At 71.7% G+C, this 23532-nt stretch carries 23 protein-coding genes and 1 pseudogene; 10 read left to right on the top strand and 14 right to left on the bottom strand.

Features of this window, described 5'->3' with window-relative positions:
• Positions 1 to 31 precede the first annotated feature (31 nt).
• Positions 32 to 367, top strand: coding sequence for a DUF7113 family protein (locus IEX91_RS01520; RefSeq protein WP_188876711.1), 336 nt, complete (start codon positions 32 to 34; stop codon positions 365 to 367).
• Here IEX91_RS01520 and IEX91_RS01525 read toward each other — a convergent pair.
• On the bottom strand, positions 364 to 1614 hold the full coding sequence (locus IEX91_RS01525; RefSeq protein ID WP_188876713.1) for a DNA double-strand break repair nuclease NurA: 1251 nt from the start codon (positions 1612 to 1614) through the stop codon (positions 364 to 366). The genes IEX91_RS01520 and IEX91_RS01525 overlap by 4 nt on opposite strands.
• Positions 1615 to 1793: 179 nt before the next feature.
• Here IEX91_RS01525 and gpmI point away from each other — a divergent pair, with 179 nt between their 5' ends.
• Complete coding sequence (gene gpmI, locus IEX91_RS01530) at positions 1794 to 3311, top strand: 2,3-bisphosphoglycerate-independent phosphoglycerate mutase (RefSeq protein WP_188876715.1); 1518 nt, start codon at positions 1794 to 1796, stop codon at positions 3309 to 3311.
• A 4-nt stretch (positions 3312 to 3315) separates the two neighbouring features.
• Here the strand turns inward: gpmI and IEX91_RS01535 are convergent.
• The 6 genes and pseudogenes from IEX91_RS01535 to IEX91_RS01560 form a co-directional block, all read right to left on the bottom strand.
• A pseudogene (locus tag IEX91_RS01535) lies at positions 3316 to 3703 on the bottom strand (hypothetical protein); the annotation flags it as partial.
• Positions 3700 to 5154: an L-aspartate oxidase gene (locus IEX91_RS01540; RefSeq protein ID WP_188876717.1), complete on the bottom strand. Its 1455-nt coding sequence runs from the start codon at positions 5152 to 5154 to the stop codon at positions 3700 to 3702. The pseudogene IEX91_RS01535 and the gene IEX91_RS01540, both read right to left, overlap by 4 nt.
• Entirely contained in the window at positions 5151 to 6260 is a 1110-nt protein-coding gene (gene nadA / locus IEX91_RS01545) for a quinolinate synthase NadA (RefSeq protein ID WP_188876911.1), read from the bottom strand. The genes IEX91_RS01540 and nadA overlap by 4 nt, the downstream gene beginning before the upstream one ends.
• Positions 6261 to 6353: 93 nt before the next feature.
• Positions 6354 to 6572, bottom strand: a complete 219-nt coding sequence (locus IEX91_RS01550; protein WP_188876719.1) for a hypothetical protein — start codon at positions 6570 to 6572, stop codon at positions 6354 to 6356.
• A 24-nt stretch (positions 6573 to 6596) separates the two neighbouring features.
• Positions 6597 to 7694 (bottom strand): amidohydrolase family protein, encoded by a 1098-nt coding sequence (locus tag IEX91_RS01555; RefSeq protein ID WP_188876721.1) that lies wholly within the window; start codon positions 7692 to 7694, stop codon positions 6597 to 6599.
• 50 nt (positions 7695 to 7744) lie between these two features.
• A complete protein-coding gene (locus IEX91_RS01560; RefSeq protein WP_188876723.1) occupies positions 7745 to 8113 on the bottom strand; it encodes a hypothetical protein in 369 nt (122 codons plus the stop codon).
• A gap of 71 nt (positions 8114 to 8184) precedes the next feature.
• On the opposite strand from IEX91_RS01560, the gene hmgA reads away from it, so the two are divergent.
• Complete coding sequence (gene hmgA, locus IEX91_RS01565; RefSeq protein ID WP_188876725.1) at positions 8185 to 9408, top strand: hydroxymethylglutaryl-CoA reductase (NADPH); 1224 nt, start codon at positions 8185 to 8187, stop codon at positions 9406 to 9408.
• 194 nt (positions 9409 to 9602) lie between these two features.
• Here hmgA and IEX91_RS01570 read toward each other — a convergent pair whose 3' ends face one another.
• From IEX91_RS01570 to IEX91_RS01585, 4 genes are all read right to left on the bottom strand, one after another.
• Positions 9603 to 10124: a DUF5817 domain-containing protein gene (locus IEX91_RS01570; RefSeq protein WP_188876727.1), complete on the bottom strand. Its 522-nt coding sequence runs from the start codon at positions 10122 to 10124 to the stop codon at positions 9603 to 9605.
• 132 nt (positions 10125 to 10256) lie between these two features.
• Positions 10257 to 10541, bottom strand: a complete 285-nt coding sequence (locus IEX91_RS01575) for an SUI1 family translation initiation factor (RefSeq protein WP_188876729.1) — start codon at positions 10539 to 10541, stop codon at positions 10257 to 10259.
• A 304-nt stretch (positions 10542 to 10845) separates the two neighbouring features.
• Positions 10846 to 12126 (bottom strand): isocitrate dehydrogenase (NADP(+)), encoded by a 1281-nt coding sequence (gene icd / locus IEX91_RS01580; RefSeq protein WP_188876731.1) that lies wholly within the window; start codon positions 12124 to 12126, stop codon positions 10846 to 10848.
• A gap of 132 nt (positions 12127 to 12258) precedes the next feature.
• Positions 12259 to 12945: a metallophosphoesterase family protein gene (locus tag IEX91_RS01585; RefSeq protein WP_188876733.1), complete on the bottom strand. Its 687-nt coding sequence runs from the start codon at positions 12943 to 12945 to the stop codon at positions 12259 to 12261.
• Positions 12946 to 13291: 346 nt separating this feature from the next.
• Between IEX91_RS01585 and map the strand changes: the two genes are divergently transcribed.
• Positions 13292 to 14188, top strand: a complete 897-nt coding sequence (gene map, locus IEX91_RS01590) for a type II methionyl aminopeptidase (RefSeq protein ID WP_188876735.1) — start codon at positions 13292 to 13294, stop codon at positions 14186 to 14188.
• Positions 14189 to 14276: 88 nt separating this feature from the next.
• On the opposite strand, the gene IEX91_RS16220 is transcribed toward map, so the two are convergent.
• Positions 14277 to 14477 carry a DUF7835 family putative zinc beta-ribbon protein gene (locus tag IEX91_RS16220; RefSeq protein WP_229772756.1) on the bottom strand — a complete coding sequence of 67 codons (201 nt, stop codon included), beginning with the start codon at positions 14475 to 14477 and terminating at the stop codon, positions 14277 to 14279.
• A 136-nt stretch (positions 14478 to 14613) separates the two neighbouring features.
• Between IEX91_RS16220 and IEX91_RS01595 the strand changes: the two genes are divergently transcribed.
• Both IEX91_RS01595 and IEX91_RS01600 read left to right on the top strand, forming a co-directional pair.
• On the top strand, positions 14614 to 15162 hold the full coding sequence (locus tag IEX91_RS01595) for an HIT family protein (protein ID WP_188876736.1): 549 nt from the start codon (positions 14614 to 14616) through the stop codon (positions 15160 to 15162).
• Between the two features lie 48 nt (positions 15163 to 15210).
• Positions 15211 to 16125, top strand: a complete 915-nt coding sequence (locus IEX91_RS01600) for a cation diffusion facilitator family transporter (protein WP_188876737.1) — start codon at positions 15211 to 15213, stop codon at positions 16123 to 16125.
• Positions 16126 to 16134: 9 nt separating this feature from the next.
• Here IEX91_RS01600 and IEX91_RS01605 read toward each other — a convergent pair whose 3' ends face one another.
• Positions 16135 to 17382, bottom strand: a complete 1248-nt coding sequence (locus IEX91_RS01605) for a tRNA (N(6)-L-threonylcarbamoyladenosine(37)-C(2))-methylthiotransferase (RefSeq protein WP_188876738.1) — start codon at positions 17380 to 17382, stop codon at positions 16135 to 16137.
• Between the two features lie 96 nt (positions 17383 to 17478).
• On the opposite strand from IEX91_RS01605, the gene IEX91_RS01610 reads away from it, so the two are divergent.
• The 4 genes from IEX91_RS01610 (at position 17479) to IEX91_RS01625 (ending at position 21943) form a co-directional block, all read left to right on the top strand.
• Positions 17479 to 18615, top strand: coding sequence for a PQQ-binding-like beta-propeller repeat protein (locus IEX91_RS01610; RefSeq protein ID WP_188876739.1), 1137 nt, complete (start codon positions 17479 to 17481; stop codon positions 18613 to 18615).
• Positions 18616 to 18777: 162 nt separating this feature from the next.
• Complete coding sequence (locus IEX91_RS01615) at positions 18778 to 19587, top strand: DUF63 family protein (RefSeq protein ID WP_188876740.1); 810 nt, start codon at positions 18778 to 18780, stop codon at positions 19585 to 19587.
• 44 nt (positions 19588 to 19631) lie between these two features.
• On the top strand, positions 19632 to 20360 hold the full coding sequence (locus IEX91_RS01620; RefSeq protein WP_188876741.1) for a nucleoside phosphorylase: 729 nt from the start codon (positions 19632 to 19634) through the stop codon (positions 20358 to 20360).
• A 74-nt stretch (positions 20361 to 20434) separates the two neighbouring features.
• On the top strand, positions 20435 to 21943 hold the full coding sequence (locus IEX91_RS01625; protein WP_188876742.1) for an HPP family protein: 1509 nt from the start codon (positions 20435 to 20437) through the stop codon (positions 21941 to 21943).
• A 123-nt stretch (positions 21944 to 22066) separates the two neighbouring features.
• Here the strand turns inward: IEX91_RS01625 and IEX91_RS01630 are convergent, their stop codons facing one another.
• The gene (locus IEX91_RS01630) at positions 22067 to 23269 is read right to left on the bottom strand and encodes an NAD-binding protein (RefSeq protein WP_188876743.1); all 1203 of its coding nucleotides are present in this window, start codon (positions 23267 to 23269) and stop codon (positions 22067 to 22069) included.
• Positions 23270 to 23532 lie beyond the last annotated feature (263 nt).

Genomic DNA, 23532 nt, shown 5'->3' on the forward strand with positions numbered 1-23532 from the left:
GTTTTTCGTCGTGCGTCCCCTAGAGGAGGGCATGCTACTCGTGCGCGGCTCGGCGGCGGGCACCACACTCACCGGCACGGTGTACGAGCGCGGCGAGGACGCCCCGTCGTTCAAGGGCGCGCCCGACGAGGACGCGCCCTACGTCTGGGTCTGCGACGAGTTCTACGCCGTCGAGAGCGGCGGTCTCGTCCAGCAGGTCGACGGCGAGGACGTCAACGTCGCCTTCGAGTCGCCGATGCCGCGCGGCTTCGACACCCGGGATCAGGCGCTCTCCGCCGCCCGCGAGCACGTCCGCACGCAGTTCGCGCGCATCGGGGTCGACCCCGACGAGGTCTCCATCACCGTCGAGCGCGACCACCCGCGCTAGGCGTCGATCCCCCAGCGATCCACGTCGTACCCCTCGCGGGGCTCGGTGTCCATCGCGTCGGCCATCGCGTCCACGAGGTGTCGTTTCTCACGGACGCTGATCCGCGCGAGCTCGTCCGCGCGTCCGACCGCCGCGGGCGGCCCGCCCGCCGCCGCGACGTCCCGCACCAACTGGTCGGTGACGCGTTCGCGCGTCGCCTCGTCCTCGGCGAATATCCGGGGCAGCTCGGCCTTGTAGACGGTGTCGGTCCGCGGGTCGTGGAGGACGCAGAACGCCACCTCGTAGGCCTCCGCGTCGAGTTCGAGGTCGAGATCGAGGCGCTCGCCGAGCGTCGAGAACTCCCGATCGTACCCCGCCCGGGAGAGGAACCAGTTCGTGTACGCGAGATCGTCCGTGACGCGCTCGCCCGCGTCGTCGCGTCGTTCGAGCAGCTGGCCGAACAGCTCGGCGTCGTCGAGCCACGGCGCGTGCGTCTTGGCGTCGAGCGCGCGGACGACCCCGCGCGCGGAGACGTTCTTCACGAACCCCCCGAGGACGGTGTCCGTCTCGACCGCGCGCTCGACGAGGCCGAGGTAGTTCCGGATGACGCGCCGCGTCAGCCCGTCCTCGGCGGGGAGCGTGGCCAACTCCTCGTCGCGGTCGAGCCAGTTCGTCACGACCTTCGGATAGAGCGGGCCGTCGAGCAGGAGGAAGTCGGAGACCGCCTCGAAGTGCTCGTGGGCGTGCTCGCTCTCCGCAAGGTAGAGCGAGAGGGCGTGGACGACGGCGCGCTCGTGGCGCTCGACGTGCGGGGCCTCGATGGCCTTCCCGCGCCAGTGCCCCTCGTCCTGTCGCGTCCACGGCGTCTCCTCGAACTCCGGGAGGGTCACCGTCCGGTCGCGCGCGTGAACGGTGGCGATCACGGTGCGCTCGCGGTGGAGCGCCGTGTTCCCGGGATCCGCGCCGAGCGCCGCCTGCGCGACGTCGAGGACGAGGCCGTTCTTGAACGCCCGGGGGTTGATCGTCCCGGAGTCCAGCCCGTGGACGGCGTCGAACGCCGGGTCGCTCGCGCCCGCCTCGGTCAGGTCGGCGAGATACCGTCCCTGGTCGCCGATGGGTCTGAGGACCGCCCCGTCGTCGTACAGCGGATCGAAGTACGTCTCCCACACCGCCTCGGCGTCAGCGCGGTGTTCGGCCTCGTCGACGTCGCCACCCACGCCGCGGACGAGCTCCGGGATGCCCGCGAAGTGGACGGGGTCGAGGGTCATACTCGCGGGTGGACGCGGACGCGCTTGAACTCGGCGGTGCGATCCCCCGACGGGCCGTTCGGTTCGTCGACTCCGACGACACCGCCGCCGGAGGCGCGAGTCGCGTCGGTCGCGTCCGCGCGCCGTCAGGCGACCGCACATCCCAAAGCCTAGTTACGCGTCGGGGTCGAGGGTAGCGTATGCGAGCGGCACTCGTCATCCTGGACGGCTGGGGACTCGGCGACCACGACAGACTCGACGCGGTGAAGGCCGCGGACACGCCGAACGTCGACCGCTACACCGCCGCGGGCGCGTCCGGGACGCTCACGACGCACGGCCGGGACGTCGGCCTCCCGGACGACCAGATGGGGAACTCGGAGGTCGGCCACCTCACCATCGGCTCGGGGCGCGTCGTCCTGCAGGAGTACACGCGGATCAACGACGCCGTCGAGGCGGGCGAACTCGCCGCGAACGACGCGATCCGCGGCGCGTTCGACTACGCGGACGAGCACGGCGGGCGCGTCCACTTCATGGGCCTCGTTTCCGACGGCGGCGTCCACGCGGACCACGAACACCTGCACGCGCTCATCGAGGCCGCCGCCGACTACGGCGTCGAGGCGACGACGCACGCCTTCACGGACGGCCGCGACACCTCGCCGAAGGGCGGCGAGGGCTACCTCCACACCTTGGAGGGGGTCGTCGAGAGCTACGGGACGGGCGACGTCGCCACGGTCTCCGGCCGGTACTACGCGATGGACCGCGACCAGAACTGGGAGCGCACGAAGCGGGTCTACGACGCCATCGTCCACCGCGAGGCCGACCACCGGGTCGAGACGGCCGTCGAAGCCGTCACCGACTCCTACGACCGCGGCGACACCGACGAGTTCGTCGAACCCACCGTCGTTCGGGGCGGCGACCGCCTCTCCGACGGCGATTCGGTGGTGTTCTTCAACTTCCGCTCCGATCGCGCCCGCCAGCTCACCCGCCTCCTCGCGGACATCCGCCCCGACGACTGGGGCTTCGAGACCCACCCTCCCGGGGTCCGCGTCTCGACGATGACGGAGTACGACCAGACGTTCGATCTCCCGGTCGCCTTCGAACCGCGACAGCCCGTGCACACGCTCGGCGAAGTCGTCTCGGCGGCCGGTCGGACCCAGTTGCGCATCGCGGAGTCCGAGAAGTACGCCCACGTCACCTACTTCCTCAACGGCGGGCGCGAAGTCGAGTTCGAGGGCGAGATGCGACGGATCGTCGAGAGCCCGGACGTCCCGACGTACGACCTCCAGCCCGAGATGAGCGCGCCCGAGGTGACGGACACCGCGATCGAGACCGTCGAGGCCGAGGATCCCGACCTCCTCGTCCTCAACTACGCGAACGCGGACATGGTCGGGCACACTGGCGACTTCGACGCCGCCGTCGAGGCCGTCGAGGCCGTCGACGAGCAGGTCGGCCGCCTCGTCCCCGCGCTCCGGGAAGCGGGCGCGCACGTCCACCTCACCGCCGACCACGGGAACGCCGACGACATGGGTACTCCGGAGGACCCCCACACCGCGCACACGTTCAACCCCGTTCCGTTCGTCTACCTCGCGCCCGACGGCGACGACGGCGGCCGCGAGGTCCGCGAGGGCGGTTCGCTGCGCGACGTCGCGCCGACCTTGCTCGAACACTGCGACGTCCCGACGCCCGACGAGATGACGGGCACCGACCTCCTCGAGTAGGAGGGGAGCAGTCGAGCGGCGGCGCGGAGTGCGTGAGCGCCCATCGAAATCACGTCCGCGCCCGCCGCCGCGTACGCCGGCACGTCCGCGACGCCGATGCCCCCGCTCGCCTCCACGAGCACGGACGGCTCGAGGCGTTCGCGCGTCTCGCGCACCGTCTCGGGCGTCGCGTTGTCCACGAGGACGACGTCCGCGCCCGCGCCGGCGGCGCGTTCGGCCTCCGCCACGGTCTCCACCTCGACGTCGAACACGCGCTCGGCGGCGTCCACGCCCGCGACGACGCCGCATCCCTTCGCGACGAGGCGCGCGGTCGACTCGCCCGGGAGATCGTTCGTCACGTCGTCGTGGCCGAGGTCCGCGCGGAGCCAGCGCTCGGCGTCCGCGCGCGTCACCGGCACGGGACCCCCTCCAGCGCGTGACAGCCCGCCGGCTCGGCCTCGCGGGCGGCGCGCGCGAGCAGGAGGCCGGCCGTCGCGGCGTTCCGGAGCTCCGCAACCTCGCGCGACGGGCGCGTCCGCGCGTAGGCGTCCGTCTCGCCCTTCAGTCGGCGGAGCGCCGCGCACGCCCGCCCGAGGCCGTCGGGGTCGCGTCGGAGGCCGACGTGCTCGCCGAGCACGCGACGCAGGCGCTCGAACTTCCCGTCGACGAAGCCGTCGGGGAGCGCGGGGTCGCGCTCGGGGTGACTCGGTATCTCGGGGTCGCCGGTGACGCGCTCGCGGGTCGCGGCGTCGCGTCCCGCGCGTCGGCCCCAGACGAGGCCCTCGAGGAGGCTCGTGGAGGCGAGGCGGTTCGCGCCGTGGACGCCGGTTCGCGACACCTCGCCGACGGCGTAGAGGCGGTCGAGGCTCGTGCGGCCCCGGTCGTTGACGGCGACGCCGCCGCAGAGGAAGTGCTCGGCGGGCGCGACCGGAATCGAATCGGGGTCGTGGCCGGCGTCGCTGACGCGCTCCCGAAGCGCCGGGAACGCGCTCGCGAAGTCGACGGGCGTCGTATCGAGGACGACGCCGCCGGTGCGCTCGCGCTCGTCCGCGACGGCGCGCGCGACCACGTCCCGCGGCGCGAGCTCGGCGTCCTCGTGGACGGCGGGCATGAAGCGCTCGCCGTCGGCGTTTCGCAACACCGCGCCCGCGCCGCGCACCGCCTCGCTGACGAGCACGGGGTCGTCGCCGACCGTCGCGGTCGGGTGGAACTGGACGTACGCGAGGTCCGCGAGGTCGGCGCCGGCGCGCGCGGCCATCGCGAGGCCGTCGCCGGTCGCGGTGTCGGGGTTCGTCGAGCGCGGGAAGCACGCGCCGACGCCGCCCGTCGCGAGCACCGTCGCGTCCGCGAGCTCGGCCGTCTTCGACCCGTCCGGGCCGTCGAGGAGCGCGCCGCGAACGCGGCCCTCGTCCGTGAGCAACTCGAGCGCCGCCGTGTCCGCGTGGACCGTCACGCGCGGGTGGTCGTCGAGGTGCGCGAGGAACGGCGCGAGGATGTGTCGCCCCGTCTCCGCGCCGACGTGCCGGATGCGGTCGGCGGAGTGGGCGGCCTCGCGCCCGTAGTCGTCCGCGAAGGGGACGCCGAGGCGCTCGACGAGCACCGCCTCGACGGCGTCGTCCGCGTTCTCAACGAGCGTCTCGACGGCGTGCGGGTCACAGCGGCCGTCGCCCGCATCGAGGACATCGGCGGCGAACGCGTCGGGGTCGCCCCGCGAGACGGCGATTCCGCCCTGTGCCCAGTGCGTCGTCGTCTCCGCCGGCCGCGTGGCCTTCGTCGCGAGCACGACCTCCGCGCCGTTCTCGGCGGCGGCGAGCGCGGCGCTACACCCCGCGATGCCGCTCCCGAGGATGAGCACCCGCGTCATAGTTCGAGCATCCGGTCGAGGGCGACTTCGGCGCTGCGCGCGACGTCGGGGTCGACGCTGACGACGTTGCGATCGACGCCGTCCGCGAGCCCCTCCAGTATCCACGTGAGGTAGTTCGGGTCGACCTGTCGCATCGCGTTGCAGTCCATGCAGGCGTCACCGCAGAGCGCGACGACGTCCGTCTCGTGCCACCGGTCGAGGTGCTCGACGAGGTGGATCTCGGTGCCGACGACCACCGTCTCCTCGCGGTCGGCATCCGCGACGGTCTCGCTGATGGTCGCGGTGCTCCCCGTCTCGTCGGCGGCGGCGACGACCTCGGGGCGACACTCGGGGTGGACGACCACGGTCGCGTCCGGGTGGGCGTCGCGGGCGTCCGCGACGTGGTCGGCGGTGAAGCGCTCGTGGACCTGGCAGTAGCCGTCCCAGAGGACGGCGTCGGCGTCGCCGAGGTCGCCGCTCGACGCGTCGGCCCACGGGTCGAACTCGACGACGGAGTCGAGGCCCATCGCGTTCGCGGTGTTCCGCCCGAGGTGCTTGTCCGGGAGGAACACCACGGTGTCGCCCCGGGAGAGCGCCCACTCGAAGGCGGCGTCCGCGTTCGAGGACGTGCAGACGAGGCCGCCGTGCTCGGCACAGAACGCCTTCAGGTCCGCGTAGGAGTTCATGTAGGTGATCGGGACGACGTCGCCCTCGGTCGCGCGCTCGATGCGCTCCCACGCGGCGTCGACCTGGAGGGCCTCGGCCATCCCCGCCATCGGGCACGAGGCCTCCATCGAGGGGAGGAGGATGGTCTGCTCGTCGTCCGTGAGGAGGTCCGCGCTCTCCGCCATGAACGTCACCCCGCAGAAGACGACGTGCTCGGCGTCGGAGTCGGCGGCGTACTCGCTCAGCTGGTAGGAGTCGCCGACGTGGTCGGCGTGCTCGACGATTTCGCGGCGCTGGTAGTTGTGTCCGAGGACGAGGACATCGTCGCCCAGCACCTCGCGCGCCGCCGCGATGCGCTGTCTGCGTTCCGTCTCCGAGAGGTCGCGGTAGTCGGACGGGAGCGCTTCGAGGTTGCCGTATTTGAACAAGCTCAGTTCGCTATCGACTTCTGTCGTCTCCATCTGGACCATGGTGGGGTGCTGTCTTGCTAGCGCCATAGAGATTCTTATGTGAAAAAGATTCGTCTTCAAGCCCGTATTGAAGGAGATATCTCTTCACGTCAGCGGCGTCCCGAAGAACGAACCAACCGCCCAGTCCTCTTTTCGGTCGTTCCGACGGCGCTCGACGCGTTCGCGGGTCTCCGCCTCCGCGACCTCGCGGTCCCTCCTCGGGCCTTCGCTGCTCTCGGCCCCGACGAGAACGTAGAGGAGGAGGGCGCCCGCGACGGCGAGCGCGAACGCGAGGACGATCAGGAGTGCGGGGGCGGCGCTCACACGACGGCTACACCCGCCAAAGAATTACTGGCGCGCGTCGTGGACGACCTCGCCGTCCACGACCGTCATCGCCACGCCGACGTCGGCGATCGACTCCGCCGCCCACGGCGAGCGATCGAGGACGACGAGGTCGGCCGCCCCGCCGACCGCGAGCGTCCCGTAGCGCGCCTCGTCGCCGCCCGCGTACGCGCCCCCGTCGGTCGCCGCGCGGAGCGCATCCGTCGTCCCCACGCCGCGCTCCACCGCCGCGTCGGCGGCCGCGAGCGGATCGTACGCGCCGCGCTCGCTCGCTCTCTCGCTATCCTTCCCCCGCCCGTCGTCGCTCTCGCCTTCGCCCGCACTTCGGCTTCCGCCGAACGCGACGCGCGCGTCGGCGCTGAAGAGCGTGTCGATGGCTTCCGACCCCGGCGGGACGACCGTCACGACGCCGGTCTCGGCGAGTCGCGTCGCTATCGCGGGCGTGACGGCCTCGACGCCGACGACGCGGTGGCGCGCCCCGCCCGGGTCCGCGGTCGCGCGCTCGTAATCGTCGAGGAGGCTCGCCACGCTCGCCGAGTCGGCGGCTCGCGCCGCGATCCGGAAGCCGGCCTCGTCGGCGCGGCGCAGGACGTCGCGGCGGATCGCCGGCGTGATCTCCCCTTCGTCGTCGCCGACCGCCGGGACCGCGAGCGCGCCCGTCCACGCCCGATCGCTCCCGTGGCCGGTGCGCGCGCCCAGCGTCTCTACGGCGTCGAGCGCCTCGTACCCGTAGTCGAACGCGACGCGGAGTGGGAGCGTTCCGTCCGCGTCCAGTTCGCGGTACGCGGCCGCCCTCTCCCCCTCGACGCGATCGTGGACGGTCGTCACGCCGCGCTCGGTCGTCCGGCGTGCGGCCGCGCGGAGCGAGCGACGCGTCCCACCGCCACCGACTGCGGCGTCGACGTCGACGAACCCCGGGAGCACGACGCGGCCGTCGAGGTCGATCACGTCCGTCTCGACGCCGACGCTGAACTGCATCTCGTAGTCGCTGTCCAGTCGCGCGATCCGGCCGCCCCGCACCGCGACGGCGTCGTGCGTCTCGTCCGACTCCCCGAGCGTGTGGACCTCGCCACCGGTCAGGACGACGTCCGCGTCCGCGTGCATACGCGATCAGGGGGCCGGCGGCGGCAAGAACGTTCGGAAACCCGGCTTCCTCACGCCCGCCGGCGGAACGCGAGCGCGTAGGCGAGCAGGGCGCCGACGAGGAGCGCCGCGAAGCCCGCCCACGGGCCCTCGACCCAGCCGACCGTCGCCCGCGCGAGCGTCTGGATGGCGACGAGCGCCGCGAACGCCGCGAGGTAGAAGACGACGAGCGCCCGCGCGAGCCGCTCCGGGGCGAGCGCGCGACGGACGGCGACGACGGCCCCGCACGCGCCGGCGAGCGCCGCGCCCGCGAGACCGTACGTGATGGCGGTGAACGGGTCCGGCGGGGCGAACGGCGCGGCGAGCGCGTAGCCGACGGGCGCGGCGGCGAAACAACCGAGCACCGCGCGGAAGACGGTGGTGACGTCCGGGCGACCCATACCGGTCCTATCGACGGCCGGGGGAAGTACGCACCGATACGCATAGGCGTGTGGCTCGCACACCGTCGGGCATGACCGACGACGCTGACGCCGCCGCGCTCGCGGAGCGGGTGCGGGCCGGCGACATCCGGCTCTACGAACTCGACGATCACGCGGACGCCGCGACCGCCGCCGCGGCCCGCCGTCGCGTCCTCGAACGCGAGACCGGCGCGGCCCTCGACGCCACCGCCGACTACGCCTTCGATCCTGAGCGCGCGGCCGACGCGAACGTCGAGAACCTCGTCGGCGGCACGCAGCTCCCGCTCGGCGTCGCGGGGCCGCTCGCCGTCGACGGCGACGCCGCGAGCGACGACTACCGCCTCCCGCTCGCCACGACCGAGGGCGCGCTCGTCGCCTCGATCAACCGCGGGTGCTCCGCGATCACCGCCGCGGGCGGCGCGAACGCCCGCGTGACGAAGCGCGGGATGACGCGCGCGCCGGTCTTCCGCGTCGCCGACGTCACCGAGGGCGCCGAGGTCGCCCGCTGGGTCGAGGACAACGTCGCCGAACTCCGCGAGGCCGCAGAGGCGACGACGAGTCACGGCACGCTCGACGAGATCACGCACTACGTCGTCGGCGACAACGTCTACCTCCGCTTCGCCTACGACACCGCGGACGCGATGGGGATGAACATGGTCACCATCGCCACTCGCGCGGCCTGCGAGGTCGTCGAGTCGGAGACGCCCGCGAGCCTCGTCGCGCTCTCGGGGAACCTCTGCTCGGACAAGAAGCCGGCCGCGATCAACGCCGTCGAGGGTCGGGGGCGGACCGTCACCGCCGACGTGCGCATCCCACGCGACGTCGTCGAGGAACGCTTCGGCGTCGCGCCCGAGGCCGTCGCCGAGGTGAACACCCGGAAGAACCTCGTCGGAAGCGCGAAAGCGGGGAGCCTCGGCTTCAACGCTCACGCCGCGAACGTCGTCGCGGCCGTCTTCCTCGCCACGGGTCAGGACGCCGCGCAAGTCGTCGAGGGCTCGAACTGCATCACGACCGTCGAGGCGCGCGAGGACGAACTCTACGCCTCGGTCAACCTCGCGTCGCTCGAAGTCGGCACCGTCGGCGGCGGGACGAAGCTCCCGACACAGGCCGAAGCCCTCGACGTCCTCGGGGTTCGGGGCGGCGGCGACCCCGCGGGGTCGAACGCCGACGAACTCGCCGAGGTCATCGCCGCGGGCGCGCTCGCCGGCGAACTCTCCCTGCTCGCCGCGCTCGCCTCCCGTCACCTCTCGAGCGCGCACGAGGAGCTTGGTCGCTGAAGGCGCCGACGGCGCGCACGACGCGTCACGCCCCGCGGAGCGCGCTTGCGTCGGGGATCGAGTGCGTCCGGTGACCGAGTGCGACCGCGCACCCGCCGGCGACGAGCACGACCGCGAACCCGACGTGCGTGGGCATCGGGTACGCCACCTGACGCCGCCGGTGATGCCCGCTCAGCCGCCGGTACGAGCGCGGCTCAGAGGAGGCGGTAGGTGCCGCCCGACTCGGAGGCCTCGCCGCGGCGTGCGAGCCGATCCAGCGCCTCGCGGGCGTACGACTCGCTCACGCCGTGCTCCGCGCAGTACGCGGCGACGGCGTCCGACGTCGGGTCGTCGAGTTCGCGGACGGCCTCCCGAACCCGCTCGGTCCGCGAGACCGACCCTCCGGACGACTCCGCCCGCTCGTCCGCCGCGCGCGTCGCCGCGGGGTCGACGCCCCTCGCTTCGAGGTATTCGTCGTCGCTCACCACGTCGTCGTCGGCGCGCTCGCCCATCGCCGCGTAGGAGTCGAGATCCGCGAACGCCTCGCCGTGCCCGGAGCGGGTCGCCAGCATCGACGCGCGCACCTCCGCGGCGTGCTCGCGGTCGTCCGTCGTCACGAACTGCTTGCGCTTCGCGTGCGCCTTGCTCGTCCCGCAGCGCGGACACTCCGTGCGCTCCGGTCGCCCCTCGACCACCCAGAGCATCGAACACTCGCTGCACCCGACGACCGCGTACATACCACACCCTCGCGCGCCATCGCGTAAAAACTCGTCCCCGCCGCGAGCGCTCGCCGCACCGCACCGCGCACCGCGCGCACGGGCGTTCCCCCGAGCGGTGTCTTCGCCGGCACCCGTACCGCTCGACCCCCGTCACTCCACGGTGAATCCCATCTCTTCGAGCAGGTCCGGCACGCGGTCGGCGTGATCACCCTGAATCTCGACCGTGCCGTCGCTCACCGTCCCGCCCGCCCCCACCCGCTTTTTCAGCTTCGTGGCGACGTCGCCGAGGTCCGTCGAGTCCTCGTCGAACCCCTCGACGATCGTGACCGGCTTGTCGTACGTGCGTCGCTCGACGCGCACCGACAGCACCTCCTCGGCGCGCGCGAGGTCCTCCTCGATACCCGGGATGTCCGCGAACGGATCGTCGTCGGCCATACGCGAGCGTAGGGACGCGACGACAAAGAAGCCGGTGGCAAACGCCGCGGTCGTCGCTTTCGGGGTCGGAAGAACGGGGAGAATCGGGAGTGAAGGTCGCGTACGCGAGGTCTTCGATTGCGTCGGGCGGGGCCCGACTACCCCACGACTCGCTTACGCGAGATCGTGGATACCACTGAACTCACGGGTGAGTTCGGCGGTGAGCGGAAAATCGGAGATTTTCCGCGGAGAAGAACGCGCCGTTCAGGCGAGGTCTTCGATACTGTCGGAACGCGTCCGCGCTCCGACCGTCAAACGATCCGGATTACGACAGATCATCGATGTTCTCGACGACGTTCTCCGCGAACTCGGTCGTGGAGAGCTTCACGCCGCCCTCGATCTGGCGTTCGAGGTCGTAGGTGACTTCACCGGCGTCGATGGACGCCTCGACGGCGTCGCGGACGAGCTTCCCGGCGTCCTCCCAGCCCATGTACTCGAACATGAGACGACCGGAGAGGATCATCGCGGACGGGTTCGCCTGGTCCTGACCGGCGCGCTTGGGGGCGCTCCCGTGCACGGGTTCGGCGAGACAGCGCCCCTTGCCGAAGTTCGCGCCGGGCGCGATGCCGAGGCCGCCGATCTGGGCGCCCGCGGCGTCGGAGAGGTAGTCGCCGTTGAGGTTCGGCATCGCCAGGATGTCGAACTCGTCCGTGCGGAGCTGCATCCACTGGAGCATCGCGTCGGCGAGGCGCTCTTCGACCATGACGGCGTCCTCCGGGATGTCGACTTCGTCCTGCTCCTCCCAGAGCGAGTCGGGCGCGGCGAAGACCTCCTCGTCGGGGTACTCCTCCTCGGCGACCTCCATGCCCCACTCGCCGAACTGGCCCTCGGTGAACTTCATGATGTTCCCCTTGTGGACGAGCGTGACCTTATCGCGGTCGTTCTCGATGGCGTAGTCGATGGCCTCTCGAACGAGGCGCTTCGAGCCCTTCTCCGTGATCGGCTTGATGCCGATGCCGATCGGGCCCTCGTGCATGACGTCGTCGAAGCCCATCTCGTCCTCGACGAAGTCCCGGACCTGCTCGACGTCCTCGGTGCCGGCCTCCCACTCGATGCCGGCGTAGACGTCCTCCGTGTTCTCGCGGAACGTCACCATGTCCATCTCCTCGGGCGCCTTCATCGGGGAGGGGACGCCGTCGAGGTAGTAGGTCGGGCGGACGTTGGCGAAGAGGTCGAGCGTCTGCCGGAGCGCGACGTTCAGCGAGCGGTAGCCGGCGCCGACGGGCGTCGTGAGCGGGCCCTTGATGGCGACGCGGTGCTCACGGATGGCCTGCACCGTGTCGTCGGGGAGGTTGACGTCCTCTCCGTATCGGTCGCGGGCCGCCTGTCCGGCGTAGACGCGCATCCAGTTGATCTCGTGACCGGTCGCCTCCGCCGCCGCGGTGAGGACCTTCTGCGTCGCCGGACCGACGTCGCGGCCGATACCGTCCCCGTGCAGGATGGGGATGATCGGATTCTCGGGGACGTCGAGCTCGTCGGCGTCCTCGTCGTACGTGATCTTCTCCCCGTCCTCGGGGACCTCGATCTGCTCGTACTCGTAGCTCATCTCGTTCGGAGCGTTCAAGCGAACGCGTAAAAGGACTGCTGTTTCCGTCTCTCCCGCCACGCTCGCGGGTCGCTCCCGCGCTCGGATCGACGCGGGGGCGATGATGACGCGGGGCGAGGAGTAGGGGCGAGATTACGCGGGGGTGACGATCTTCGACTCGCTGCGCTCCTCGTGGGTCGTCTCGGGGTCGACCGCGACGAACCGATCGCCTCGATAGTCGTAGGCGGTGAGCGCGCCGCCGTAGACGCAGCCGGTGTCGAGCCCGACGGCGTGCTCGCGGACGACGGGTTCGGCGTGGACCGTGTGCCCGAAGAAGACCCGGTGGGGCCCCTCGTAGTCGTCGTACCAGAACGGGCCGTCGTACCCGTCGCCGCGCGGCGCGCGCATCGTCAACAGCTCCTCGAGCGTGTGGGCCGCGAGCGGCCGTTCGGGGTCGACGCCGCCGTGGACGACGAGCGCGTCGTCGAAGGAGATCGCCACCGGGAGCGACGCGAAGTAGTCGTGATCTCCCTCGCGGAGCCAGTCGGGGTCCTCGTCGCCGCGGACGACCTTCTGCTCGTTGTTCCCGCGCACGCTCACGAGCCGGTCGTCGCCGCGTACGAGGTCGATCACGCCGGGGCTGTCCGGGCCCTTGCGGACGAGGTCGCCGACGAAGACGACCCGGTCGTCCGCGGCGAGGGCGAGCTCGTCGAGGAGGCGTTCGAGCGCCTCGCGGCTCCCGTGAACGTCGCCGACGACGTAGACGGACGCGTCGTCGGGGACGCTGAGTCGGTCGTGGTGTGGTTCTACGTCGTCGCTGAACCGTGGTGGCGTGCGCATGGTGTGGTCGGGGGTGTGTGGGTGGAGCCGTCCGCGTCGGGCCGGGACTGCCCCGCTTCCCGGGTGCTCGACCGTCAGTAGCCGGGTGCGGGGTTAATCGGTTACTAATAGGACACCGTACGGGTATATATCTCGTCGCCGATCCGGGCCGCCCCGCGAACGCCCGGGCGTCGCGGGGAGGACGGGCGCGCCGAGAGCGCTCCGGACGGCGGAGCGGGCGACGAGCGTGGGCGCGAGTTCGAGACGCTGACGGGCGCTCGCGGTGGACACGCGGCCCGCACGGGCGGTGAGCCGCCGAGCGCGCCCACCCGACACCGTAAAAAGACGGGCGCGCGAAGCCCCGAGCATGACCGACACCGTGGAGCCCGGAAGCGAGGCGTACGAGAAGTATCACGAGGCGGGCGAGATCCTCGCGCAGGTGCTCGACGAGGCCGCAGAGCGCGTCGAGGTCGGCGCGAGCCAACTGGACGTCGCCGAGTTCGCCGAGGCGCGCATCGTGGAACTCGGCGGGAAGCCCGCGTTCCCGGTGAACATCAGCGTCGACGAGGAGGCGAGCCACGCCTCGCCCCACGGCGACGACGAGACGGCGTTCGGCGAGGAGATCGTCTGCCTCGACGTCGGCGTCCACGTCGACGGCTACATCGCGGACGCCGCGCGCACGGTCGACCTCTCGGGCAACCCCGAGCTGAAGGAGGCGGCCGAGGAGGCGCTCGACGCCGGCCTCGACGTCGTGGAGGCGGGCGCGCACACGGGCGAGATCGGCGCGGAGGTCGCGGACGTCGTCACCGCCTACGGCTATCAGCCGATCGTGAACCTCTCCGGGCACGGCCTCGAACCGTGGGACGCCCACACGGACCCGAGCGTGCCGAACCGCGGGACGGACCGCGGGACGACGCTCGAGGCCGGCGACGTCCTCGCCATCGAGCCGTTCGCGACCACGGGCTCCGGGAAGGTCACCGAGGGGTCGAAGACGGAGATCTACTCCCTCGTCGACGACCGTTCGGTGCGCGATCGCGGGGCCCGTCAGGTCCTGGAGACGGTCCGCGAGGAGTACCGGGAACTCCCGTTCGCCAAACGGTGGCTCGACGCGCCGCGCGCGGACATGGCGGTCCAGCGTCTCGAGACGCAGGGCGTCCTCCGCTCGTACCCGGTGCTCCACGAGTCGGACGGCGAACTCGTCTCGCAGGCCGAGCACACGATCATCGTCACCGAGGACGGCTACGAGATCACGACCGACCGATAAGCGCCGCTGGTCGATCGTCCGAACGGGGGGAAGCGCTGACGCCGTCGATAAATCGTGAGGGGGATCGACGACGGATCGTCGCGTCGCGTTACGCGTTGTTCATCCGGGTAGACGACTTCGCACCGCAGACGCGACACTTCGAAACGCGGTACGGTTCGCGCGAGAACTCGGCGTTCTCTTCCTTGTCGGACTCGGTCTTGAGTTCGACGGAGACAGCGTGAGGCGTCTCTTCACCGCAGTTCGCGCACGTTTCCGCCATACCGTCGGAACGAGGAGTTTTGCTTGCCATCGGAACCACCCTCGTCGCATCCGATACGCTACGCACACAAAAACCCCGTCCTCTCTATTCAGCGCGCGTAACCGCCCTGTTCCGCCGTGCCCGGCTTTCCGAAAACTACCTCCCGCCGCCCGCCGAGCGTGCCCGTATGGAACAGGTGTTCGCTCCGTGGCGGATCGAGTGGGTGAAACGCGACGACAAGAACCCGGCCGTCGAGGAGTGCGTCTTCTGCGAACTCCCGGACCGCGACGACGCCCGCGAGAACCTCGTCGTCGCCGAGAGCGACCGCGCGTTCGCCCTCCTCAACAACGCGCCGTACAACCCCGGCCACCTGATGGTCATCCCCCGCGCGCACGGCGGCGACTTCGCGGCGCTCGACGACGCGACCCTCCTCGATCACGCTCGGTTGAAACAGCGCGCGTTCGACGCCCTCGACGCCGCCTTCGAGCCCGACGCCTACAACGCCGGGCTGAACATCGGCGGCGGCGCCGCCGGCGGAAGCATCGACGACCACCTCCACACGCACGTCGTCCCGCGCTTCGAGGGCGACACGAACTTCATGCCGGTCGTCTCCGACACGAAGGTCGTCGTCGAGGGGCTCGCCGAGACGTACGACGCACTCCACGAGGCGTTCGCCGCCCAACCGGACGCGCGCGTGCCCGACCCGGACGCCGCGGTCGCTCTCGATTTCGACTGAGTCGAACTTTCGCAACGCACTTACTCCGCGACGGTCAACCCCCGACGGATGGATCGGAAGACCGCGATGCGGCGGGCGGGCGTGGTCGTGCTCGCCGCGAACGTCGCCCTCGTCCTCGCCAAGGGCGCCGTCTGGCGGTACACGGGGAGCCTCGCCGTCGGTTCCGAGGCGGTCAACAGCGCGGCCGACGCCCTCTACAGCCTCGTCGTCCTCGGCGGCCTCTACCTCACGACGCGGCCCGCCGACTTCGAGCATCCGCACGGACACGAGCGCATCGAGCCGTTCGTCTCGCTGTTCGTCGCCGTCGGCGTGTTCGCCGCCGGCGCGGGCGTCCTCTACAACGCCACGACGGCGGTGCTCACCGGCGCCTCGGGCGGGTCGGCGGGTACGGCCGGCGTCGCCGTGCTCCTCACCTCCGCCGGCGTCAAGTACGGCCTCTATCGCTACTGTCGTCGGGTCGGCGAGGCGCACGACTCCCCGGCGCTGGTCGCCGCCGCGCTCGACAACCGCAACGACATCCTCACGGCGGCCGCCGCGCTCGTCGGCGTCGTCGGCGCCGCGGCGGGCTACCCGCTCCTCGATCCGATCGCCGCCGGTCTCGTCTCCCTCGGCATCCTCTACACGGGCTACGAGATCGTCCGCGACAACGTCAACTACCTCGTCGGCGCCGCCCCGCCCGAGAAGCTGCGCCGCGAGATCCTCGAACGCGCGCTCCGCCACGACCGGGTGCGGGGCGCACACGACGTCGTCGCCCACTACGTCGGCCCCGAGGTCGACGTCAGCCTCCACATCGAAGTCGAGGGGAACCTCACGCTCTTCGAGGCCCACGAGATCGAGTCCGCGGTCGTCCGCGACATCCGCGCGATGTCCGAGGTGGACGACGTCTTCGTCCACGTCGACCCGAAAGAGATCGGCGAGTGGAAGGAGGACCGCGACGCCGATCGCCTGCTCGGCGACCGCTGATAGCCGCGCTCAGACGGGATCGCCGAAGGCGTACATCGTCTGGTGGCCCGTCACCTCGACCGTGGCGAAGTCGCCCGGTTCGAGGCCGTGCTCGTCCGCGTTCTGCACGATGATCTGCCGGTAGGCCCCGTCGTAACACTTCACCGAGTCGCCGGTCCCCTCCTCGGTGACGAGCACGTCGCGCTCCGTGCCGACCATCGACTCGTAGGCCTCGGCGACGACCTCGCGCTTCAGCTCGCTCATCGCCTTCGAGCGCTCCTTCTTCAGCGTCCCGCCGAGGCCCTTCAGGTCCGCGGCGTCGGTGCCGGGACGCTTCGAGAAGCGCGTGACGTTGATCTTCTCGGGGCGCGTCTCGCGCAGGAGCGCCATCGACATCTCGTGGTTCGCGTCCGTCTCCGTGGGGTAGCCGACGATGAAGTCCGTGGCGAGCGTCCACTCGTCCAGGTAGTCGTCGAACGTCTCGACGATCTCGACGTACTGCTCGACACGGTGTTGGCGTCGCATGTGTTCGAGAACGTCGTCGCTCCCGGATTGGACCGGCGCGTGCAGGAAGTTGTAGAGCTCCTCGTGTTCGGCGAACACCGACGCCAGCTCCTCGCGGATGCCGTGTACGCCGCCGGGGTTCGCCATCCCCACGCGGACGCGGAAGTCGCCGTCGATCTCCGTGCAGATCCGATCGAGGAGCTCGGGCAACTTCCGCTCGCCGTCGTCCCAGCCGTAGACCCCCGTGTCCTGCCCGGTGATGCGGATCTCCTTCGCGCCGGCGTGGACGAGCGCGCGCGCTTTCTCGACGTTCTCGGCCACCGGCGGACTGTCGACGCGGCCCGTCGCGTGCTTCGTGATGCAGTACGAGCAGTTGCTCATGCACCCCCGCGCGATCGGGAGGATGCCGATGACGCCGTCGAGGATCGGCTCGGCGTCCGGGGTGGGCGTCGGGCACTCCCCGTTCGTGATCGCCTGTGGGACGTCGTCCCAGTGGAGCACCTCGGCGTCGACATCGCCGAACTCGTCGCCCTGCGCGAGCGCCATGCAGCCGGTCACGTAGAGGTCGGCGGTCTCGTCTGCGAGTTCCTCGGCCCGGCGGAGCATGTTGCGCTCCGTCTTCTCCACGACCGTACAGGTGTTGAGGATGGCGACGTCCGCCGCCCCGGCCCCCTCGACTTTCCGGTGGCCGGCGTCGCGGAGCCGTCGCTCGATCTCGCGGCTCTCGCCGCGGTTCGACGTGCACCCGTAGGTCTCGATGTGGTACCGGGCCATCTCGTCCGCGTTTCGCGTGGGACGGCCAAAAGCCCCGCGCTTCGCGCGGCGCGCGCACCCCAAGCGATTTGCCGCCGCCGGGCGGACCACCGGACAATGCCCTCCAGGCGACGCGTCCTCGCGACGACCGGCGCGCTCGGTGCCGCGGCGCTCGCGGGGTGTGACGCGGTCCGCGACGACGGCCCGACCGACGACGACTACCCCGAAGGCGTCCGCGTCCGCGCCGGCTGGCCCGCGCCGAACCGCGACGACGCCAACACGCGCGCCGCCCGCGACGGGAACGCGCTCGAGTCCCCGAAACGCGCGGCGACGCTCCCCGGGAGAGCCGGCACGACCGCCGCCGACGGGCGCGTCTTCGCGGCCCTGAAAAGCGGCGTCCGCGCGTACGACGTGACCGGAGAACGCCGCTGGTCCGCCCCCGGGCTCGACGACGCGCCCCCGCGCGTCCTCGACGGCACCGTCTACGCGCCCCACCCCGAGGACCCCCTCGTTCGCGGGTACGACGCGGCCACCGGCGAGGTGACGGCGACGTACGACCTCCCCGCGCGGGCCGTCACGTCGCCCGTCTGGAACAACGGGCGCGACCGCTTCGCCGTCGCGCTCGCGGACGGCCGCGTCGCCGGGGTCGCGACGGACCGCGACGCGACGTGGACCGGCGACCCCTGGGGGTCGGTGAACGCCCTCGCGGTCAACATGGGGAGCGTCGTCGCCGCCACCGACACCGGCGAGGTGTACGTCTACGGCACCGACGGGTCGCCCGCGTGGCGAGCGATCCTCGACGCGACGGACCTCGTCGCGCCCGTCGTCGGCGACGAGCGGCTCTACGTCGCCGGGTGGGACGGGACGATCCGCGCCCTCGACCGGACGGACGGGACGCCGGTCTGGACGCGCGAGCGGGGCTTCGTCGAGACGCCGCTCGCGCTCGACGGCCCGCGCCTCTACCACGGCCTCGGCGACCTGCGCGCGTACGACACCGCGACGGGCGCGACGCTGTGGTCGTACGCGCCGGACGCCACCGTCCGGTGCGCGCCCGCCGTCGTCGGCGACACCGTCTACGTCGGCCGAACCGACGGCGCGCTCGTCGCGCTCGATCGCGCCGACGGCACCGAGCGCTGGACGCTCGACCTCGGACGCTACGTCGGCCCCGCGGTCGCGGCCACCGACGGCGCCGTCTACGCCCGCGGGCGAACGGACGACGGACGAAGTGCGACGTTCGTCGTCACGGACGGGTGATGCCGCCCCCACTGACGGTCGACAGCGCCGTCACGGGCGTCGGACACGACCCTGCCGGCTTCGGTCGACGGACCGGTCGCGGCCGCGAAGAAGCCGGGTCCGCCCGTCACCGCCGCACGCCGGATGGTAACGCTTTCACGCCCGGCGTCCCGGTGTACGGCTATGGTGCTCCCGTCCGGGTTCACGGTGCCGCCGCTGCCCGCACTCGCCGTCCTGCTCGCCGGCGTCGCCGCCGCCGCGGTCGCCCTCGCCCGCGAGCGCCCGCCGCTGACCGACCGGACGGTCCTCGCGTTCGCGCCGTGGATGGCACTCGGTTCCGCCGCCTACGTCTGCTACCAGCTCGATCTCCTCCCCGCCGCGGTGACGCCGTTCGCGTCCGCGCCCGCCGTCTACGGCTCGACGTTCGTCGTCGCCGTCGCCGTCTGGCTCGGCGCGCGCCGCACGGACTCGCCCAAGCGCGTGCTCGCCGGCGTCGGCCTCCTTGCGCTCTCCGTTCCCGTCGCGCTCACCGCCCGCTACGGGACGATGAACGACTCGTTCGCCCCGCTGTGGCCGCTGTTCGCGCTCCTCGCGGGGTTCCTCCTCGGCGCCGTCTGCTGGGTCGCCCTCCGCCGCTTCCGCCCTGCGGACGCGCGCGCCGTCGACGGGGCGGGCGCGCTCGTGCTCTTCGGCCACGCGCTCGACGCCGCCACGACCGCCGTCGGCGTCGACGCCCTCGGCTTCGGCGAGCAGACGCCGCTCTCCCGCCTCGTGATGGAGTTCGCCGCCGGCCTCCCGACCGCCCCGACCCTCGGCGTCGGCTGGCTGTTCGTCCTCGTCAAGCTCGCCGTCGCCGTCGCCGTCGTCGCCCTGCTCGCCGACTACGTCCGCGAGGCCCCCACGGAGGGGTTCCTCCTCCTCGCGCTCGTCGCCGCGGTCGGCCTCGGCCCCGGCGCGCACAACCTCCTGCTCTTCACCGTGGCGACGCCCTGAGCCGGTCCGGACGCTTTTTGCCGCCGTCGCGCGACGTGCCACGTATGGCCAACCAACCCCACCTACTCGTCGAGCAGGGCGACGTGAACGAGATCGCGCTCGTCCCCGGCGACCCCGGACGCGTCGAGCGGATCGCCGACCACTGCGACGACCCCGTCGAGGTGTCGTCGAACCGCGAGTACACGCTCGTCAACGCCACCTACGAGGGCGTCGACCTCACGATCTGTTCCACGGGGATCGGCGGCCCGAGCACCGCCATCGCCGTCGAGGAACTGGCGAACGTCGGCGTCGAGACGTTCCTCCGCGTCGGCACCACGGGGGCGCTCCAATCCGAGATCGAGATCGGGGACATGATCGTCGCCACCGGCGCGGCCAAGGAGGAGGGGACGACGAAGCGCTACGAGTCGGCCGAGATCCCCGCCGTCCCGCACTACGACGCGCTCACCGCGCTCGTCGACGCCGCCGAGGCGCGCGGCGAGAACGTCCACGTCGGCCCCATCGTCAGCGACGACGCGTTCTACAACGAGACCGAGGACTACGTCGACGCGTGGAACGCCGCCGGCCTGCTCGCCGTCGAGATGGAGGCCGCGACGCTCTTCTCGCTCGCACGCCGCCGCGGCCTGCGCGCCGGCGCCATCTGCACCGCCGACGGGAACCTCATCGAGGGGACCCAGAAGGGCGCCGACGGGACGGACGAGCTCCCGGAGAAGGCGAAGAACAACGTCGCCCGCGCCATCCGTATCGCGCTCGACGCCACCACGACGCTCGCCTGAGCGTTCTCAGACCGGCGGCGCCTCGCCGCCCGCAGGCGAAAGACCGAAAGCCGCTCGCGCCGTCCGAACGCCACATGATCGAGTCGCTGCGGCGACGCCTGCGGACCGCCCGGAGGCGCGCTGTCGCGCTCGAACGCCGCCGATCGGACGACGCCCGCCACTGGCTCGCCGAGACGAGCAACCTCACGCACGCCTCCGTGCTCGTCTTCGTACCGCTGCTCATCGGCTTCGTCACGCTGCTCTCGAACGAACTCCAGCTCGTCTCCTTCCTGCTCTTCCCGCCGCTGGCCTCCGGGACGTACACGCTGTTCGCCCACCCCGAGGGGACGTACGCGAACCCGTGGAAGTTCGTCGGCGGGCTGAGTCTCGGGGCCTTCTGCGGGTGGGTCGCCATCGAGTTCACCGCGCTGCTCGTCGCGCCGACGGGGGGCGGTGCCGTCCTCTGGGAGGTCCACGCGTGGGCCGCCGCGCTCGCCATCTTCCTCACCGGCGCGCTCACGTGGGTCTTCGATCTCGAGGAGCCGAGCGCGTTCTCGACGGCGCTCCTCGTCCTCCTCACCGATCCCGGTCGCTTCCTCGACGTCGCCGGGATCGCCGTCTCGACCTCCGTCGTCTACGTCGTCACCGTCGCGCTCTCGACGAGCATCATCGCCGTCGTCTTCGTCGTCTGGCGCCACGAGTTCTACGAACGCCGGGCGCGCTACCTCTACTCGACCACGCAGGCCGACGACCACGTCCTCGTGCCGGTCCACGACGACGTCGGGGCGCAGGCCGCGATGTTCGGCGCGCGCCTCGCCGCCGCGCACGACGCCGGCAAAGTCGTGCTCCTCGACGTCGTCGACGACGCGGCCATCGCCGCCGCCGAGCGCCGTCTCCTCGACGAGGCCGGCGACGTCGACCTCGGTACCGGGAACCCCGACGTCGGCGACGACGCCGACATCCACGAGCTCGCCGAGCGCAGCGCCGCCGACGAGGCCGCCGCCGAACTGGAGCGTCGCGCCGCGCACATCGAGACCCGCGTCGGCGTCCCCTGCGAGGTGGTCGTCGCCGTCGAATCCGACCTCTCCGCCGCCGGACTCCTCGACGTCGCGCGCGACGCCAACTGCGACCTCATCGCCCCGCCGCTCGAACGCGAGGCCAACGGGACGCCGGCCCGCCTCGTCCGCGACCTCTTCCGCAGCGACGTCGATACCGTCGCCTTCGACGCGAAACACGACCGCACCGACTGGAAGCGCGTGATGGTTCCCGTCCGCCGCACCGGCCCGATCGCGCACGCCATGGTCGACTACGCCGAACGCCTCGCCGGCCGCGCCGGCACCGTCAGCGTCTGCACCTGCATCGGCGACGAGCGCTCGCGGCGCGACGCCGAGTCCATGCTCGCCGACCTCACCGAGACGACGAACGCGCGCTGTGAGACCCGCGTCTCGCGCGCCACTCTCGGCGAGTTCCTCGCGCGAAACGAGTCACACTACGACCTCGTGATCCTCGGTGAGCCGACCCGGAGCGCGCGACCCGACACGCCCGCCCCGTTCGAGCGTAGCCGCGACCTCGACACGGACGTCGCCGTCGTTCACACCCGCTAGACGACGCGTCCTCTCTCGCCGGCCGCCTCTCTTCTCTCGCTCTCGCCATCCGCTCGCGCTCGACTCCCGGTCCTCGCGCCGCCCGCCGGCCGCCCCGCCCACCCGACGTTCGTCCCGCGCCGCTCAGCTCGCGTTCCCGTCTCCCTTTCCGCTCTCGCTTCCGTTCCCGTTCCCGCTTCCGTCTTGCTCCTCGTCTCCGGTCACCTGCTTTGCGGTCTCCTCCGCGTCCTCGTCGCCGAGCGCCGACTGCACCAACAGCCGTCCGCCGATGACCGCGGGACTGATGACGGTGTTCGCGCCCGCCGCGCGGAGCTTCTTCTCGTTCTCCCGCTCGGTCGCCGCGGCGACGATCCGGACGTCCGGCTGGAGTTGGCGCGCGGTGAGGATGGCGAGGGCGTCCTGTCCGTCGTCGTTGGTCGCCGCGACGACCGCGTCCGCGCGGTCGATTCCGGCGTGTTCGAGCGACGCGGCGTCCGAGGGGTCCTCCGTGAGGACGTTGAAACCGCGTTCGCGGAGCGCCGAGCCGGTGGCGGGCTCCTTCACGACGACGACGAACTCGTGGTCGTCACCGAGTTCTTCGAGGATCGATTCGGTTAGCTCGCCGTAGCCGGCGACGATAACGTGGTGTTCGAGGGATTCGAGTTGTGATTGGGTCATGCGTCCGAGTGCTGAGGCGAAGCGCGCCTCGATGGCGGGCCCGAGGAGGGTGCTGAGCGCGATACCGAAGCCGGCGACGCCGAGGACGAGGACGGAGAGCGAGAACAGCGTCGCCATCTCCGTCTTCGGCGTGATGTCGCCGTAGCCGACCGTGCTGGCCGTGACGAGCGTGTAGTAGAAGGCGTCGAGCAGCGAGGAGACGCCGGGGAACCCATCGCGTAAGGCGTACGTTCCGACGGTGCCGTACGCGAGCACGCCCGCGAGCGCCACCGCCGCGGTGATCTGGCTCGTCGACAGCGAGAGCCCCCGATCGAAGCGCGCGCGCATCGATACGACGACCGGGAGCGAGAGGAGCGAGAGCACGACGAGCGGCACCGAGTAGACCGACACCTGCACGAGTCCCTGCGCCGCCGTCACGGGCAGGAGGACGACCGTCGACCACCACGCTGTGCGGAGGCCGCGGCGCATCCCGAGCGCCGAGACGACCATCAGGAAGCCCGTGAGCGTTCCCGTGAACCCCGCGACCTGCTGGACGGGGCCCGGAACGAACGGCCCGAACTGCGGGCTGAGGATGTTCACGACGCCCGTCACCACGGAGAGGACGGCGACGAGCGACGTGAGCAGGACGGCGGCGTGCGCCGACAACAGCCGCCGGTTCGTGCGAGCCATGTCGGGGCGGGGGGCGCACGCAGTATAAACGTAGCGCGACGCGTCCGCGACGCGCGGCGACGGACGGGCGGCGTCGTCGCCGACCGCGGGCCGCGACCGGGGAGCGCACACGGGGTGCGCGCCGCCGGGTCGAACCGCACTACGGCGTCGCATTCTCGACCCACCGCGTCACGCTTCCGCCCCACCGCCCCGCACTCCTGACCCACCGCTCCGCACCGACCGCTTGCCGCGACCGGGGACGCGCACACGAGGTGCGCGCCGCC

Source organism: Halarchaeum nitratireducens (assembly GCF_014647155.1).
Lineage (GTDB): Archaea > Halobacteriota > Halobacteria > Halobacteriales > Halobacteriaceae > Halarchaeum > Halarchaeum nitratireducens.

Bases quoted from the DNA above. Each gene is read 5' to 3' on its own strand.
- IEX91_RS01625 (WP_188876742.1), top strand. From the start codon at position 20,435: ATGATCGAGTCGCTGCGGCGACGCCTGCGGACCGCCCGGAGGCGCGCT.
- IEX91_RS01575 (WP_188876729.1), bottom strand. From the start codon at position 10,541: ATGGCCGACGACGATCCGTTCGCGGACATCCCGGGTATCGAGGAGGAC.
- IEX91_RS01605 (WP_188876738.1), bottom strand. From the start codon at position 17,382: ATGGCCCGGTACCACATCGAGACCTACGGGTGCACGTCGAACCGCGGC.
- IEX91_RS01585 (WP_188876733.1), bottom strand. From the start codon at position 12,945: ATGCGCACGCCACCACGGTTCAGCGACGACGTAGAACCACACCACGAC.
- hmgA (WP_188876725.1), top strand. From the start codon at position 8,185: ATGACCGACGACGCTGACGCCGCCGCGCTCGCGGAGCGGGTGCGGGCC.
- IEX91_RS01520 (WP_188876711.1), top strand. From the start codon at position 32: ATGCTACTCGTGCGCGGCTCGGCGGCGGGCACCACACTCACCGGCACG.
- IEX91_RS01630 (WP_188876743.1), bottom strand. From the start codon at position 23,269: ATGGCTCGCACGAACCGGCGGCTGTTGTCGGCGCACGCCGCCGTCCTG.
- IEX91_RS01540 (WP_188876717.1), bottom strand. From the start codon at position 5,154: ATGACGCGGGTGCTCATCCTCGGGAGCGGCATCGCGGGGTGTAGCGCC.
- IEX91_RS01615 (WP_188876740.1), top strand. From the start codon at position 18,778: ATGGTGCTCCCGTCCGGGTTCACGGTGCCGCCGCTGCCCGCACTCGCC.
- IEX91_RS01560 (WP_188876723.1), bottom strand. From the start codon at position 8,113: ATGGGTCGCCCGGACGTCACCACCGTCTTCCGCGCGGTGCTCGGTTGT.
- IEX91_RS16220 (WP_229772756.1), bottom strand. From the start codon at position 14,477: ATGGCAAGCAAAACTCCTCGTTCCGACGGTATGGCGGAAACGTGCGCG.
- IEX91_RS01595 (WP_188876736.1), top strand. From the start codon at position 14,614: ATGGAACAGGTGTTCGCTCCGTGGCGGATCGAGTGGGTGAAACGCGAC.
- IEX91_RS01600 (WP_188876737.1), top strand. From the start codon at position 15,211: ATGGATCGGAAGACCGCGATGCGGCGGGCGGGCGTGGTCGTGCTCGCC.
- IEX91_RS01620 (WP_188876741.1), top strand. From the start codon at position 19,632: ATGGCCAACCAACCCCACCTACTCGTCGAGCAGGGCGACGTGAACGAG.
- IEX91_RS01570 (WP_188876727.1), bottom strand. From the start codon at position 10,124: ATGTACGCGGTCGTCGGGTGCAGCGAGTGTTCGATGCTCTGGGTGGTC.
- icd (WP_188876731.1), bottom strand. From the start codon at position 12,126: ATGAGCTACGAGTACGAGCAGATCGAGGTCCCCGAGGACGGGGAGAAG.
- gpmI (WP_188876715.1), top strand. From the start codon at position 1,794: ATGCGAGCGGCACTCGTCATCCTGGACGGCTGGGGACTCGGCGACCAC.
- IEX91_RS01525 (WP_188876713.1), bottom strand. From the start codon at position 1,614: ATGACCCTCGACCCCGTCCACTTCGCGGGCATCCCGGAGCTCGTCCGC.
- IEX91_RS01555 (WP_188876721.1), bottom strand. From the start codon at position 7,694: ATGCACGCGGACGCGGACGTCGTCCTGACCGGTGGCGAGGTCCACACG.
- nadA (WP_188876911.1), bottom strand. From the start codon at position 6,260: ATGGAGACGACAGAAGTCGATAGCGAACTGAGCTTGTTCAAATACGGC.
- map (WP_188876735.1), top strand. From the start codon at position 13,292: ATGACCGACACCGTGGAGCCCGGAAGCGAGGCGTACGAGAAGTATCAC.
- IEX91_RS01610 (WP_188876739.1), top strand. From the start codon at position 17,479: ATGCCCTCCAGGCGACGCGTCCTCGCGACGACCGGCGCGCTCGGTGCC.